Here is a 15,616-nt window from a genome sequence, read left to right as displayed (position 1 = left end):
GACCAGAATATTTCTATAATTGAGATATCAACCAACAGGAGGAAAAATATGGATTACATTGAACTAATCGGGAAACATGTGACCCTCACTCCAATGATGGAAAATCATATCGAACCGCTTTATGCTGCTTCCCTGCCATCTGAAATTTGGGAATGGAGCGCCACAAAGATTTTGTCATATGAAGAGGCTGTGTCCTATGTAAAGGAAGGGATTCGAACAAGGGAAAAAGGACTGCATTATCCATTTGTCGTTATCGATCACGCTAATGATTCGATTATCGGCAGCACTAGCCTAAGAAATATTCAATTTGACAATCAGACGCTAGAAATCGGTTCAACTTGGTATCACCCCACCAAATGGCGGACAGCCGTTAACACAGAATGTAAGTACCTCCTTTTACAGCATGCCTTTGAAAAGTTGCGAATGAATCGAGTTGAATTTAGGACTGACGAATTGAACATAAGATCGCGTGCAGCGATAACCCGGCTCGGCGCCGTTGAAGAAGGTATTTTACGGATGGAGAAGAAATTGAAAGATGGAAGGATAAGGAATACGGTGGTTTTCAGCATTCTCGAGCACGAATGGCCTAGTGTGAAAAAGAATTTGGAAGTTTTTTTGGAAAGGTGAAGATGGAGAAAAAGAGTGCCTCTCTTTTTGTACACTCTTTTTCTCTTGTTGCTATTTTTCAGATGACTCTTTATGATTTCCCTGGATTTTCGGTAACGAATCCTTTTGCTTTTTCGTTGATCGAATGAATATGAACACGACAATCGCAAATAAAAACGGCATTAGTAAAGCAAAAAGAAGATAAATCATATCTCCAAAGAACACATTCCTTCCCCCTAAGCAAGTGCAGTCTTTCACCCGATGAAATGGAGGCCAATCATTCCCACCAGTTTTCCATCCCTGCGTCAACCCGCACTGTTGTCTGTAAAGTTTATCAGTACAATTTAATGATCGTTAGAAAGTCTCCGGGTTCCTTCAAATACTTTGTGATAAACGAATCATATCCAGACATTGAATTCCATTTTCATAAATAGCCTCTGGATAGTTCATAATAAAAAAATCACGATCGACCCCAGTGATTCTAAAACCACATTTTTGATAAAGGGCAAGCTGCCCTATCCCTGAATTCCCAGTACCAATCTCAATAGTTTTGTAACCTTGTGACTTAGCATAGTGAACAGCATGCATGACTAGTTGTTTTCCAATCCCTCTTCCGTGAAGTTGTTCTACCACTGCGATGTTGACTATCTCTATTAGTTCAGGTCTAATTTCTAACAAAACATACACTCCGATTATCTGCTCATCTATTTCAGCTACAAAGCACATCCCTTTTTCCAAGTATGCATCGACCAAATCCCTTGAAGGGTCGGCTAATAGCAACAAATGCATGGGAGGTAACTCATCTGGATATAATTTTCTTATCTCCATTAGTGCTCTCCTTTTAGTTCCTCAACAAGCATGGATATCAATTCAGATGCTGGAAGTTCCCTACTCAGTTTATATCCCTGTCCTGCCCATAAAGCCATCAATTCAGGATTGTTTTTTTGTCCTGCTGCTTTTCGCATTTGCTTGGTCATATGATGAACATACGGATAGGCCGCCGGTGCATCATTATCATACTCAGTTAAAAAATGATTCACCAAACCGCGTGCCCGGCGTCCACTGAAGGCTCGAGTAACCGCCGTTTGAGTAAAACGCGCATCATTAAGAGCTGCCTTATGAACGGGACTTGCACCACTCTCGGGGCAGCGAAGAAAAGCAGTACCCAACTGTGCCGATGTCGCCCCTGCTGAAAGGACGGCAGCGATATCCATTCCGTGCATCAGCCCGCCTGCCGCAATAATCGGTAACTCCAGTTCATTTTTAATCATTCGTATTAGCACTAAAAGACCATAATCTTCTTCTATACGGTTTTCAAAACTGGCTCGATGCCCCCCTGCTTCAATACCTTGTACACATAGAACATCCGCACCTGCCCCAGCCGCCGTTTTTGCTTCATGAAGGTTGGTTACTGTTACGACAATAGTGGAACCTACGCTTTGGAGCTCCCTAATTACATCTGTCTTAGGGCATCCAAACGTAAAACTAACAACAGCTACACGCAACTCTTTTAATACGGCTAATTTATTTACCCAATCATCATCATCACTGATTCCTTCCCCAATCAAAACCCCTACACTCTCTGCCTCTTTTTCTATTTTTTCACGATAGGCAGATAGTATCTCTTCGTCAGCAACCTCTTGATTTGGCACAAAGACATTCACCCCAAATGGGTGATCCGTCAATTGTCGGGTCTCCTCTATTTCTTTTTTCATGGCTTCCGCCGTCTTATAGCCAGCCGCGAGAAAGCCTAATCCCCCTGCATTAGATACCGCAGCCGCAAGCTTTGGAGTGGAAGCGCCTCCTGCCATCGGTGCTTGAATGATAGGATATACCACTAAATCTTTGAACATTCGATACAACTCCTTTTCATTTTTCTTCATGCTCTTATCATTTTTACGTTTTCTTGGTATAATGATTGTCTGTAAGAGAAAAGTGTCTTAATGATCACCCTTTATATCTTGCAAATATAAAACATAGGTGGTAAATCAAAAATGGAAACAAAGCCCTATAGAGTTTTACTGTACTATTTATATGTACCAATCGAGAACCACGAGGAATTCGCAGCCGAGCATCTTGCGGCCTGTAAAGAGCTTGAATTAAAAGGCCGAATCCTAGTGGCAGCAGAAGGAATCAACGGAACTGTTTCAGGTACGATTGAACAAACAAACCAATATATGGACATGATGAGAAGCGATTCCCGCTTTGCTGATATCGTGTTTAAAATAGATGAAGCAGATGGCCATGCCTTCAAAAAAATGCATGTTCGTCCTAAAAACGAACTTGTCACGCTTCGATTGGAAGATGACATCAATCCTAATCAGACAACAGGCAACTACTTGAGCCCGAAGGAATTTTTCGAGCAAATGCAAGATGAAAATACAGTCGTCCTTGATGCCAGAAATGACTACGAATATGAAATAGGTCATTTCAGAGGCGCAGTCAAGCCAGATATCACAAATTTCCGTGACCTTCCAGATTGGGTTCGAGAAAACAAGCAGATGTTTGAAGGTAAAAAAATCCTTACGTATTGCACAGGTGGAATCCGCTGCGAGAAATTCTCCGGTTGGCTTGTCAAAGAAGGCTTTGAGGATGTTAGTCAGCTTCACGGCGGCATCGCAACCTACGGGAAAGACCCGGAAGTTCAAGGCGACCTTTGGGATGGTCAAATGTATGTATTCGATGAAAGAATTGCTGTTCCGATCAATCAAAAAGAACATGTCATTGTCGGTCGCGATATTTTCTCTGGCGAACCATGTGAACGCTATGTTAATTGCGCTAACCCTGAGTGCAACAAAAAAATCCTTTGCAGTGAAGAAAACGAACACAAACATATGCGCAGCTGTACTCACGAATGCCGGGTGCATCCGCGTAACCGCTATGTAGTTGAGCATAACTTATCTAAAGAAGAAGTAGCAGAAAGACTACAGCAAATTGAAGAAGCCGTTACGGCTGAATAATCAAGCAGACCCGAATCAGTGGATGATTGTCCCTATTCGGGTTTTTTTATCCTCCTATTTAATCCTCATAAATTTTTTTCAAGATGTAAATCTACATCTTGAAATTCCCCCTACTGCTTTGGCATTCAATAAACTTCTAAACTAACTATCCGAAAATGCAATCTCTTCTTGTACTTCTATATCTAAATAGAAAAACCCTTTTTAAAAGAATAATTTAGCTCAAGTACAGTCAAAAAAGACTTTTTGTTATAGTACAGTTTTCTTTTTTCATAAACTTTTAAAATTGTTTGGGATTTTTCAATATAGAGGAATCAAGGACTATCCTAGAACTATAGAAAGAATTATCATAATTTTATAACTAATTAATGTTAACGCTGTAAATATAGTGAAAACTAAAAGGAGGAATTTTTCATGGTAGCAAGTCAACAGCAACCCGATTTACATACTAACTTGTCTGATACTCAACTTCTAAAACTCAATCAAATGCTCGTATTTGTTTCTCAATATAATGAGTTTTATAGAGAAAAGCTAAATAATATATCTTTTCCGATACGTTCTACTAATGATTTGCAAGAGCTACCGTTCACTACAAAAGCCGAATTGGTGGAAGATCAAAAGAATTTTGCTCCTCATGGAAAAAACCATACTTTCACTAAATCAGAATATGTTCGTTATCATCAGACTTCAGGAACAACAGGAAGGCCATTGAAAGTTATGGATACTAAGGAAAGCTGGAGTTGGTGGGAGGATTGTTGGCTTGAAGTATTTCGGTCCAGCGGTGTTACGAAAGATGATACCGTTTACTTAGCCTTCTCATTTGGACCTTTTATCGGTTTCTGGGGTGCTTTTGAAGCAGCAAAAAAATTAGGGGCATTAGTTATTACAGGAGGAAGCCAGACTTCTAAGGAAAGGCTGAATAGTCTCATTGAAAATGACGCCACCGTTCTTCTCGGCACCCCAAGCTATGCGTTACACCTTGGAGAAGTAGCAGAACAAAATAGTATCGACTTACGTGAAACGGCAATCAAAAAAATCATTACTGCAGGTGAACCAGGCGGATCTGTTCCCTCTATTAGAAATCAAATTGAAACCATTTGGGGAGCTACTCTTTTTGACCATGTAGGCATGACCGAAATGGGCGCGTACGGGTATTCCTGCTCGGAGCATAATGGTCTTCATGTCAATGAATCAGAATTTATTGCGGAGGTAGTTAATCCAGACACGCTTAGACCTGTAGAAATTGGAGAACGCGGGGAATTGGTACTAACGAACTTAGGTCGTTATGGATATCCACTTATTCGCTATAGGACTGGAGATCTTGTAATTCACTCTAGTGAATCTTGTCCTTGCGGGAATACTTATAAACTTCTTCCAAAGGGGATTATCGGACGCAAAGATGACATGGTCGTCATTCGCGGAATCAATATTTACCCATCCTCCATTGAAGCCATTGTACGTGAATTTTCAGCAATAACTGAATACCGCATTATATATTATACAAAAGGCGGCATGGATCAAATCAAGCTGCAAATTGAAACAAACGCAGATATCTCCTCCATTTTAGCCACACATTTAAGAGACCGTGTCGGTTTAAGAATTGATGTAGAGGTCGTAGAATCCAACATCCTTCCACGTTTCGATATGAAGGCAAGGCGTGTTTTGGACGAAAGAGACGCCATCTAAATCATTTTTGAAAGCGATTACTTATACTAAGACCTTCATTTCTTTGAAGGTCTTTTTTCTGTAAATAAAAAATAATTGAAACCTCCAATAATTTGAAACTGCGATTGAAAGGACGATTATTAGAATAATGAAATACTTGTTATTTGCACTACCCCTTCGCCACATAAGGAGAATATGGGCATCATCAAATCATAAACCTTTTTAATAATCATTACTCCATTAAGCCTTGCAGACTTCTTCTTATCCCGTAAAAGGTCTGCACATTATACCCAATGATAAAAAACATCTGCTTAAACCAAACAACACATTCCAAAACAATGAGTGTGACCCAACATTAAAAGGCGGCCTAATTGGCCGCCGATATCCATCATACATTTCTCTTATAATACGTAAGTGGTTCCATCAGCTATATTAACTGGTAAGTGTCCTTGTTCGAGAACCGCCGCTAGCTGGGCAAAGCTATTTTCTCCACTATGCCCTTCCGCCTCCTGGGCATAAGCCATTAATGCTATATAAACTGTTAATTCTACAACATATTTTACCAATTCTTCACTAGAGTCACTAAATAACTCAAATGCCTTATCAAATGCTGAATGAAAAACTGAATCTGTCACAGCATCGACCGCTTTCGCTACATCCGTGTCGTGCCCCTTTTCTTGAGCTTCATTAACAATGGTTTGATAACTTTTATCTATAAATTCATATAGTCCTGTTTTGCTGATTGGGGCATCTGCATAAGAAGCTACAAATTCACCTCTAGATATCCATTCAATCTTTCCTATTCCTAATTCATTTTGTGTAATGAATGCTTTTAATGCTTGCTCAGCTTCAAGACGTCCCTTTTCTTCACCCACATTTTCAAACCAGTTGAATTTAGAAACCTTTTGAATAAGTGCTATAGTACGAGTTTCCCGTTCAGCCCCAGACTGCTGCTCTTTTTCTTTTAACTCTGCCATCACCTGATCTCCTTTCCATTACTAAATGTATTTGGATATATGATATTTTCAGGAAACAATCATGCGCCTATTTCCATTTTCGATTTCAATTCCTCTGGAATGGACTGCGCCTTGGGTTTATGATCTGCTACAGATGCATAGGCGCGTAGCTCATATCCTTCCGCGATGACGTCATTATCTCTCATAAAAGTATGGATCAGCTTAAAAACCTTATCACGGATTTCTATCGCTTCCGTTTGAATCTGGACATCATCTTCATGAAATAAGGGGATTCGAAAGCTGCAATGTGCTTCAAGTAAAGGAACCCCTATTCGATTCTCTGTAAATAATTTAGATGTAGGATGGCCAAGTGTTTTGAAAAAATGATGCGTAGCTTCATCCATCCAGCTATAGAAATTCGGGTAATATACGATTCCTGCTGCATCCGTATCTCCCCATTTCACTTGAAAATCATAAGTAACTGCACCCATCTAATCACCTCTTTGATTTTTAATTAGTATTTTGTTGTCAATTCCGGCGGACCAGATCTCGGACCATATGGACCTTCATCAAGCCAGCGTCCAATCGACGGGACAATGGTTGAAAGTGAAGCAGCCACCTCTTTTTTTGTGTTCATATAAGAAGATGATCCTTGAATATGATGAAGGGCCGTATTAGAGCCTTCGCGATTGTATAAACCTGCTATTCTGCGTTCATTTGCTGCATCAGCAATCGCTTGTTTCGCTTCATCTAAATTACTTGAGTCCACGGCTTTTCTAATTCCCCTGGCCGCAATGATTGCATCGGGTACACCTGAATTCAAACCCCGAGCACCAAATGGAGCGAATAAATGCGCTGCTTCTCCAGCAAGAAGAACACGATTATTTTCATCAGTATAAGAACTTGATACCGCTTGGTGGAATGTATATGTGGAAACCCATGTAATAGCATCTGCGTATTTTGCATCCATGACTTTAGGGAGCCAATTTTGGACGCCTTCCTTCCCGCTGAACTCCTCAGGATCATCACCATCTAGTAGCTGCAAATCCACGCGCCAGCCACCTTTAAATGGAACATACATCACATTTCTTCCGCCCATTGCCGGGTGTTGGTAATGAAAGATCCTTTCAAGGGGAAGCGGATTTTCTTTATCTTCAATCACATCAACCACTAAGAAGGTATCTTTCGTTCGAGGACCTTCAAGCTCTACGCCTATAGCCTGGCGTACAGCTGATCGCCCGCCATCAGCCGCTATGATGTAGTCCGCTTTCCAAACTTCATCAGATCCAATATACACTTCCACCCCATTTTCACTAGTCTTAACGTCAGTTACCGGCTTATCGTAGAAGAATTCTATGCCCGCTTTAATACAAGCTTCATAAAGATATTTTTCTGCCTCTACTTGAGGTAAGCTTGTAAAAGGAGGTAATTCTTCCGTTTTTGGTGCACCGTAGTTACGTACATACACTTCTTTCCCACGGAATAACGTTCTTTTAACAGGCCAAACCACTCCATTTTCAGTAAGTTTATATCCAAGTCCCGGAGAAATTTCATCTATAAGGCCGAGTGTGGCTTTATGTAGATAAATGGCACGGCTTCCTGGTCTTTGTCTATCCTTAGGCTCTCCTTCTAAAACTGCTACTTCCAGTCCTAGGTTTTTCAATGCCAACGCAGCTGTTAAGCCAACAGGGCCAGCCCCAATAACTATGCTCTGACGGTATAAATGATCCGTTTGATTCGTTTGCATCTCAATCACTCCTATTCACTTCTTATAAGGTAATAATAATTGTAAATGCGGATATAAAAAACCGCTTCGTTCCGCTATGTTGTACAAATTATAAATTATGAAAATCTTTAGATAATTAATCAATCATGATATATTGAAATATATCATTGAACGAGGTGAATACCTTTGAAAAGTAGCAGGAACTCCTCCATTGAAAATGCTTTAATCATTTTAAAAAGCTTTTCAATGGATGAACCAGAGATGGGAATCACAGAAATTGCCGAAAGATGTAGCTTGGCGAAAAGCACCGTCCACCGTCTGTTAACAACTATGGCTAGTGAAGGCTTTGTTTATAAAGATCCAAATACAAACGGGTACAGCCTTGGGGTTTCAATTTTAGCCTTAACCAACACAGTCAATAGCCAGTTACCTATTTTAAAAGATTCGATGCCAATCCTTAATCTCCTTACAGAAAGAACTGGTGAATCGTCACACCTTGGAATTCTAGAAGATAAGGACATTATTTATCTACAAAAAATAGAATCCGAATTCCCTGTCGAAGTCCTGACTCATTTAGGAAAACGGAACCCACCGCATTGTACAAGCACAGGACAGGTTATTCTTGCTTACGAGACAGAACAGGTTGTAAATGAAGTTCTTTCAGGTGAATTGAAAGCGTTCACCCCATGGACATTAACACATGCAGACGATGTTAGAAAAAAACTAATCGAAGTTAAATGCCTTGGGTACTCCGTCAGCGATCAGGAGTTCAAAAAAGGCATCATTTCTATTGGGGCGCCTGTTTTTAGCGAGCAAGGAAAAGTGATAGCATCCATTAACATCACAGGGCCTGTAGAACGTATTGGTCGACAGTCCTTTCAGAAAGAATGTATAAAAGAGGCGAAAAGCGCGGCTAAAAAGCTTACGGAAATCATTACGGAACGGAAGATGAGACAAAAAATTAGATAGATGGGTCCCGTTATTAGCACGGAACCCGTTCTTGATCACTTATAGTAGCCAAGCATTTCTGAGATTTCCCCAGCGGCTTTACTAATTTTCTCAATAAATATAGGATACTTATCCTCAGTAATCCGGGAAGTTGGACCAATCATGGAAAGAGAAGAAACCACAGTTTCTTTATAATCATAAATCGGAGCAGCAATTCCCACAAACCCTTGATAATATTGGTCTCTTGAGATCACATACTTCTTTTCCCTAATATTTTTCAGCTCAGTTTCTAAATGAACTGGATCCGTAATCGTATAAGGAGTGTATCCATGCAGTTCATTCCTTAATACTGATCCTATTGTTTTTTCATCTTGGAACGCTAGTATCGTAAGCCCCTCACTGGTACAGTGAACTGGATTTCTCCGGCCAATCTGTGTTAAAAGGCGTACGGGATTGGAGCACTCGGTACGAAACAAATAGACGACATCATCATTTTCCAGTAAACAAATCTGTGCTGTTTCATCCAACTGATTCACAAGGTTTTGAACGATTGGCAGAGCTTCTTTATATAAATCTTTATGACTAAAAACAACACCCCCTAGAGTCAATAGAGCCAAACCAAGACGATAGCGTTTAGTACGAGGGTTTTTCGATAAGAATCCTTCTTTTTCAAGTAGTTTAATATACCAATGTGTCGTACTTTTTGGCATGTCTATCATATTTGCAATTTCCGTTACACTCAACTCATTCTGGCGTTCCTTAAATAACCGTAATATCTTCATCGCATTTTTAACGGATGAAAGATATGGTTCATTCATTTTTTTCTCCATATAACCCCAACCTTTACCACAAAGAGTACTTTTTAGAATTTTAAATATTCTTAAAATTTACTTTATATTGAATCACCTTGCAATAGAATTTGATAGAATTGATTCCCTTGATGACTCATATTTAGATTATATGGATAATTCTTGTTTAAGGAAGAATTGTAGAATCAAGTGAGAAAAAGTAAATAACTTGTGTGTTAGATTTTAATAAAAGGATTAAATTGAGGGATAATTCGATGTACCAATTTCAACTTGAGTTTCAACGAAAAGAAAGGATATTTAAGACATACATCTTTTTATTTATCCTAGCAGCGTTAATCAATGTCGCTCTATTTTTGGTGGATATTAATTCAAGATACCCGATGTTTCGTTGCAGTATCAGTTTATTATTTTTCTGTACCATTCTATACTTTGGCTTACGAAGGAAGATTTGGGCTGTGCTTATCATTAAATCTTTTGTCTGGGTGCATCTATTATTACTAATTATCATCTCTCTTAGTTTTATCTTCATATAAAAAGCGATTCCTCCTTAGAAGAATCGCTCATACTCTTACTTATTTTTCCTCTTCACTTACAACAATTCCACAAGCTTGTCTGTCACCTGCATCACCTGTTTTCAAGGTATCTTCATCTGGTCCCTTTTTTCCATTAGCTCCATAACGGTCAGGGATATTAGCAAAATTGTCCGGGTTTGCATGAACGATGACAGCTAACTCTTCTTTCTTGAGTTGGTCTACCGTTATGCTATCTAATGTTGCCGTATATTTTGCAGTCCCATCTGCTTTTACATAAAGAGGGGGCATATCACCTGCATGACTGGAGTGTGTTTCTTCAGTTGGATTGTAGTGTCCTCCTGCTGTAGTGAAAGGACCTTCCTTAGCATCTGCGTCACATGCTGCGTTTTCGTGGACATGGAATCCATGATACCCTGGCTCAAGGCCTTTCAAAGTGGTCTCAATTACTACAGAATTCTCTTCCGCGGAAAAGTTGACAGTACCTAATGTTTTACCCTCTACATCTTTGACTTCTGCCTTCACCTGCGGATCTACCTCCGTTGGAGAATCTTGACTCACTGTTTTTGTATCTTCAGCATTTCTGTCTGCACCATTTGAATTATCCTCTGAATTACATCCATACAGTAAAAAGGCAGCACATATAGGCAGCATAAGTTTTTGTTTATAGTTCATGATAAATTCCCTCTCTCTCTGTTATGTATATTCTACTTAATACTTTCCACTATATAAACAGAAAGCGGAATAAATAGGAAAATAGATTACACTAGTGAGAGGAAACACCTTACTAATTTCACAGTCAACATTTTTTTATATAGCTTATTAGACTCACACTTTATAATGAGATAACGCCGAAAGTAATGGCCGCTATCGTCATGACGATTGTTGTCCCAAACGCCCATTTAAATAGGAATTTTTGATGGTCTCCAAAATCCACACCGACAAGGCCAATCAAAATGAATGTCGCAGGTACCAATGGGGATAAGGGAAATCCTGTTGTTGAATGACCTAACAAGGCTGCCCTTCCTATTTCTACAGGAGTAATTCCAAAGTTCGATGCTGTTTCACTTATAATAGGAAGAATTCCAAAGTAGTAGGCATCAGGTGAAAAAATGAAGCCCATCGGAATGCTCGTAAGCGCTACCACTAAAGGTAAATGTGCACCAAGCCAATCTGGAATAACCGTTACGATAGAAGCTGCCATCGAATCCATCATTTTTGTTTCCGTGAATACACCCGTAAAAATTCCGGCCGCGAAAATTAATGTACAAATCATGACAAAACTATTGGCATGACTTAGAATTCTTTCCTGCTGTTCTTGTGGATTTGGAAAGTTAACAAATAAAGCTATCGCAAAAGCAGCAGCAAATAAGATTTGTATCGGCAGCACTTCCATCACCAACAACACCATAAGTAAAATTGTTAAGAACCAATTAAACCAAAATAACTTGGATGTTCCATTAGAAGCTTCAACAGCCGCAGCTTGCTCGCTCATTCCAGGAGGCATAGCTGTCTCCATCGGACTAACACCTAATCTCTCTCTCTCCCTTTTGCCAAGTATATAAGCCGCAAACAGTGTCCATAACAGACCGCAAATCATAACAGGTATAAGCGGGATGAATAAATCTGATACTTCCACTTGAAGACTGGCGGCCGCTCTTACTAACGGACCTCCCCAAGGAATAATATTCATGACACCTGCAGCTAAACCAACGACACTGGCCAATACAAGCCTGTTCATCCCTAACTTCATATAAAGCGGTAGCATTGCTGAAACGGTGATCATAAATGTGGAAGAACCGTCTCCATCTAAACCTACTAACATCGTTATAATGGCAGTAGCCATGACAATTTTTAGCGGGTCGCCTTTTACAAAACTCAGTATTTTTGCGATCATAGGTTCAAATAAACCAACGTCAATCATCAAACCAAAATATAAAATAGCAAAAACAATCATGACTGCTGTTGGTGTTACCTTTAAAATACCTGCCACCATCATTTCTCCCATTTCGGAAGCAAACCCACCAATCAAGCCAAAAGCTATAGCAGTGAAGATGAAAGCGACAACTACGGATAGACGCTTTGTGATGACTAAGACAAGAAACGTTAAAATCATGCAAAACCCTAGAATTGATAACATGTGAAAATCTCCTTTAATTTGAAAAGTAAACGTACTTCTTTTTAATGCGATCTACAGACCCCTTTCATTTTTCTTATTTTTCTGAAAAATCAATATTTTCTCATTATATCATTGGTGCATTCATTAAAAAACAGGTTTTTCAAACTCTTACAACCATGTATCCCAAAAACTCATCCAAAATCAAATTCGTTTAATAAATTAGTTTACTTCTGTATACTATTATTTAGGAACCCGAAGTTTATTTCGGAGGAAAGAAGTGTTGCTTGTAAATGAATGATCATAAATTAGCTAAACGGAATTTATTCATTATGTGGTTCGCCAACTTCTTCATTGGTGGAAGCATGACAATGGTTCTTCCATTCATATCTTTATACATTGGTACATTCGGCAATTATTCTACTCAATATATCCAGCATTGGTCCGGATGGACATTTGGAATTACTTTTGTGACTGCCTTTTTATTTTCACCTATTTGGGGGCGGATTGGAGACAGGTACGGGAGAAAGAAAATCTTGATTGCCTGTGCTTTTGGAATGGGGTTGTCTATTTTCTTAATGGGCTTTGTTCAAAATGTATGGCAGTTATTCCTCTTAAGAATGTTCATGGGAATATTCACTGGCTTCATTTCTATGTCGCAGGCCTTCATTTCTACCCAGACACCGAAGGAAATAGCCGGACGCGTTTTAGGAACATTGCAAACAGGGAATATAACTGGCTCACTCTTCGGGCCATTGATTGGCGGCATACTTGCTGACACTCTCGGCTATTCAACAGCCTTTAAATTCACCTCTATTACGATTTTCATATCTGGACTTCTCGTTTTTGCGACCAGAGAATACCAAGTGGAACGACAAAAAGGAACAAAGACGAGCTATACAAGCAGGGAGGTTCTCTCGCATATCTTACGGAATCCCATCCTAGTGAATGTCATGCTCATTTCGACACTTGTTCAAGTTGCCCACTTTAGCATCCAGCCTATTCTTTCTTTATACGTTGGCGAGTTGCATGGAACTTCCAATCTTGGATTTTATTCAGGTATCGCCTTTTCTGCAGCAGGCCTTGGGAATTTATTGATGGCACGGCACTGGGGCAAGATAGGTGATCGGCATGGACATGTGAAGATTCTTGTGCTGCTCCTTTTTCTGACTGCACTTGTCTACTTGCCTGGTGCCTTTATTAATCATTTTTGGCAGCTTGTTTTTGTACGTTTCATACTAGGCATGGCCATAGGTGGCATCATCCCTGTAAGAATTGCCTACATTCGCCAAGAAGCGCCCGTTGCAATGCAGGGGGAAGTACTTGGTTACAATACGAGTCTACGCTTTTTAGGCAATATCATCGGACCTGCTATGGGCGGAATGGTCGCTGGCTTCTATGGATTCTCAGCTGTTTTCATCACGACCAGCACCTTGCTTCTCATCGCCGGACTTGTCCTTTATGCCGCGATGCACCGCAATCCAGAGTTAGCCAGATCACATTAATCACATTTCCGCAAAACAGCCTGCTTCCAATTTGGAGCAGGCTGTTTTATTCTACTAGCAGAAAACACCTTTAAATGATAGAAAAATGATTAAAACGTGTCTTCATATAATATGAATAATTCAATTGAATATTTTAGAGCATGTTTTGATAATGAAGGATTAACGGTACCAGATTAGCATAATAACAATTAAAGGAAATTAAACTATTTTATAGAATTAATAAGGAAGTTTGTTTTCATGGAGGGATGTCTGAATGGCAAAATTGATTTATCATGTTGCAACTACACTTGACAACTTTATTGCAGATTTAAATGGGGTAGCTGACGATTCAATCTTTTTATCCGAAGGAGAGCACGTTACAGATTTCATATCCGATATACAGCAATATGATGCGGTCTTAATGGGTGGAAAAACGTACGAATACGGCTTTCAATTTGGTCTTAAGCCGGGCGAACCTAGTGCTTATAAGGGATTGAAGCATTATATTTTCTCAAACACCATACAGTTTGAATCTAACGATGAAGTGGAACTAATAAAAGGCAACGCAGTAGATTATATACACAATCTCAAAATTACAGAATCCGGTAAGTTGTGGCTATGCGGAGGTGGCCAACTAGGTGGTACGTTAATCAAGCATAAACTCATTGATCAATTAGTGTTAAAGGTCAATCCAGTAATGATTGGTGAAGGTATTCCTCTATTCGGCAGTGTTAAACCTCGTTTGACCTTGGAATTAGTTGATATGAAACAATATACGAACGGAGTAGTAAAACCAACTTATAATATTATTTATTCTTAGAAAATGTTGAATTTCTGAGAAATTTAGCTAACGGGTGCTTAACCTCAATAATGGAGGTTGCTTCGGCAGCTCTTTTTTGTATGGAACTATCCAGGTAAGCTTGTTGAAGTAACGGACCAGTATAACGAAATAAAGAATTGTAGGGCTATTTATTAAAATAATTAATAATAACCATTTACTTCAAGGGGGCTTTAGAATGAATCTAAAAGCTGTATTATTAGAACAAATGGGTGCTTGTTATGAACAAAAGAACTGGTTTGTACCTCTTAACATCGCAATAGATGGACTCTCAGCAGAACAAGCTTCTTGGAAAACAGGGGACAGCAATTCCATCTGGCAGATAGTTAACCATTTAATTTTTTGGAATGAACGGTATCTGAACCGATTCAAAGGTCTTCCACTTTCCCAAGAAGAAGTCAACAATACCGCTACGTTTGATAGTACGAATCCGAATGAAACAAATGAAGAATGGCAATCCGTAGTATTGCAGTTACTTAGAGTAATGTCTGATTGGGCTGATGCTATTAAAGACTGCGATGAAGAAAAATTTCATAGTGCTGCATATAAGGAATCTGATGCACCTTGGTCGTCAGTTATTGCAAATATAAATATTCATAATGCATATCATATCGGACAAATCGTGGAAATAAGAAAAGCACAAGTTGTATGGGATTCTAAAAATGGAGTTAATTAAATCCTTTCTTACTTAACTTATGGGTATGTTAGTTCTATACGAAGTATTGAAAATGATCAAAGCTTTAACCGATTGTTCTCCTCAATACCTAAAAGTAAACCGAAATCATCATTTGCAATTCGGTTATAGCTGCATCAACTATTTGATACGTTCATAATCGAGTAGGAGGAGGCGCCTAGCCTCCGACCTCTCACACCACCGTACATACCGTTCGGTATACGGCGGTTCAGTTTAAGTCTGACGTAGTTTTGTATATCGTTCATATAGATTTACTAACCCATGATGGAGCCAATAAACATTATTAA

Annotated in this window: 16 protein-coding genes; 7 read left to right on the top strand and 9 right to left on the bottom strand. The window is 39.4% G+C overall.

Going from position 1 to position 15,616, the window contains the following annotated elements; translation table 11 throughout:
* Positions 1-48 precede the first annotated feature (48 nt).
* A complete protein-coding gene (locus AKG34_RS03605; RefSeq protein WP_053344818.1) occupies positions 49-627 on the top strand; it encodes a GNAT family N-acetyltransferase in 579 nt (192 codons plus the stop codon).
* Between the two features lie 51 nt (positions 628-678).
* Here AKG34_RS03605 and AKG34_RS27840 read toward each other — a convergent pair whose 3' ends face one another.
* The 3 genes from AKG34_RS27840 to AKG34_RS03595 all read right to left on the bottom strand — a co-directional run bounded on the left by AKG34_RS27840 (position 679) and on the right by AKG34_RS03595 (position 2,459).
* The gene (locus AKG34_RS27840; protein ID WP_157443798.1) at positions 679-831 is read right to left on the bottom strand and encodes a hypothetical protein; all 153 of its coding nucleotides are present in this window, start codon (positions 829-831) and stop codon (positions 679-681) included.
* 150 nt (positions 832-981) lie between these two features.
* Positions 982-1,434: a GNAT family N-acetyltransferase gene (locus AKG34_RS03600; protein WP_053344817.1), complete on the bottom strand. Its 453-nt coding sequence runs from the start codon at positions 1,432-1,434 to the stop codon at positions 982-984.
* Positions 1,434-2,459 (bottom strand): nitronate monooxygenase, encoded by a 1,026-nt coding sequence (locus AKG34_RS03595; RefSeq protein ID WP_053344816.1) that lies wholly within the window; start codon positions 2,457-2,459, stop codon positions 1,434-1,436. The genes AKG34_RS03600 and AKG34_RS03595 overlap by 1 nt, the downstream gene beginning before the upstream one ends.
* 141 nt (positions 2,460-2,600) lie before the next feature.
* Here AKG34_RS03595 and trhO point away from each other — a divergent pair, with 141 nt between their 5' ends.
* Both trhO and AKG34_RS03585 read left to right on the top strand, forming a co-directional pair.
* Complete coding sequence (trhO, locus tag AKG34_RS03590; RefSeq protein WP_053344815.1) at positions 2,601-3,566, top strand: oxygen-dependent tRNA uridine(34) hydroxylase TrhO; 966 nt, start codon at positions 2,601-2,603, stop codon at positions 3,564-3,566.
* A 411-nt stretch (positions 3,567-3,977) separates the two neighbouring features.
* A complete protein-coding gene (locus tag AKG34_RS03585; RefSeq protein WP_053344814.1) occupies positions 3,978-5,249 on the top strand; it encodes a phenylacetate--CoA ligase family protein in 1,272 nt (423 codons plus the stop codon).
* Positions 5,250-5,629: 380 nt separating this feature from the next.
* Here AKG34_RS03585 and AKG34_RS03580 read toward each other — a convergent pair whose 3' ends face one another.
* Genes AKG34_RS03580 through AKG34_RS03570 form a run of 3 tightly spaced genes read right to left on the bottom strand, consistent with a single transcriptional unit; the run spans position 5,630 to position 7,931 of the window.
* Entirely contained in the window at positions 5,630-6,205 is a 576-nt protein-coding gene (locus AKG34_RS03580; protein WP_053344813.1) for a hypothetical protein, read from the bottom strand.
* A 59-nt stretch (positions 6,206-6,264) separates the two neighbouring features.
* Positions 6,265-6,675 (bottom strand): acyl-CoA thioesterase, encoded by a 411-nt coding sequence (locus AKG34_RS03575; protein ID WP_053344812.1) that lies wholly within the window; start codon positions 6,673-6,675, stop codon positions 6,265-6,267.
* A gap of 23 nt (positions 6,676-6,698) precedes the next feature.
* The gene (locus AKG34_RS03570) at positions 6,699-7,931 is read right to left on the bottom strand and encodes an FAD-dependent monooxygenase (protein WP_053344811.1); all 1,233 of its coding nucleotides are present in this window, start codon (positions 7,929-7,931) and stop codon (positions 6,699-6,701) included.
* A gap of 165 nt (positions 7,932-8,096) precedes the next feature.
* Between AKG34_RS03570 and AKG34_RS03565 the strand changes: the two genes are divergently transcribed.
* Positions 8,097-8,879 carry an IclR family transcriptional regulator gene (locus AKG34_RS03565; protein WP_053344810.1) on the top strand — a complete coding sequence of 261 codons (783 nt, stop codon included), beginning with the start codon at positions 8,097-8,099 and terminating at the stop codon, positions 8,877-8,879.
* A 35-nt stretch (positions 8,880-8,914) separates the two neighbouring features.
* Here the strand turns inward: AKG34_RS03565 and AKG34_RS03560 are convergent, their stop codons facing one another.
* The 3 genes from AKG34_RS03560 to AKG34_RS03545 form a co-directional block, all read right to left on the bottom strand.
* Positions 8,915-9,688, bottom strand: a complete 774-nt coding sequence (locus tag AKG34_RS03560) for an IclR family transcriptional regulator (RefSeq protein WP_082612981.1) — start codon at positions 9,686-9,688, stop codon at positions 8,915-8,917.
* Positions 9,689-10,239: 551 nt separating this feature from the next.
* Complete coding sequence (locus tag AKG34_RS03550; protein ID WP_053344808.1) at positions 10,240-10,872, bottom strand: superoxide dismutase family protein; 633 nt, start codon at positions 10,870-10,872, stop codon at positions 10,240-10,242.
* Positions 10,873-11,032: 160 nt separating this feature from the next.
* Positions 11,033-12,337 carry a CitMHS family transporter gene (locus AKG34_RS03545; RefSeq protein WP_053344807.1) on the bottom strand — a complete coding sequence of 435 codons (1,305 nt, stop codon included), beginning with the start codon at positions 12,335-12,337 and terminating at the stop codon, positions 11,033-11,035.
* A 269-nt stretch (positions 12,338-12,606) separates the two neighbouring features.
* Here AKG34_RS03545 and AKG34_RS03540 point away from each other — a divergent pair, with 269 nt between their 5' ends.
* From AKG34_RS03540 to AKG34_RS03530, 3 genes are all read left to right on the top strand, one after another.
* Complete coding sequence (locus AKG34_RS03540; RefSeq protein WP_053344806.1) at positions 12,607-13,818, top strand: MFS transporter; 1,212 nt, start codon at positions 12,607-12,609, stop codon at positions 13,816-13,818.
* 253 nt (positions 13,819-14,071) lie between these two features.
* The gene (locus AKG34_RS03535; protein WP_053344805.1) at positions 14,072-14,617 is read left to right on the top strand and encodes a dihydrofolate reductase family protein; all 546 of its coding nucleotides are present in this window, start codon (positions 14,072-14,074) and stop codon (positions 14,615-14,617) included.
* 196 nt (positions 14,618-14,813) lie between these two features.
* On the top strand, positions 14,814-15,311 hold the full coding sequence (locus tag AKG34_RS03530; protein ID WP_053344804.1) for a DinB family protein: 498 nt from the start codon (positions 14,814-14,816) through the stop codon (positions 15,309-15,311).
* Positions 15,312-15,616: the final 305 nt, after the last annotated feature.

It is taken from the genome of Peribacillus butanolivorans (assembly GCF_001273755.1).
In the GTDB taxonomy this organism is placed as follows: domain Bacteria; phylum Bacillota; class Bacilli; order Bacillales; family DSM-1321; genus Peribacillus; species Peribacillus butanolivorans.
The sequence above is the reverse complement of the archived record's forward strand: the minus strand, read 5'-3'. Positions and strand labels throughout refer to the sequence as shown.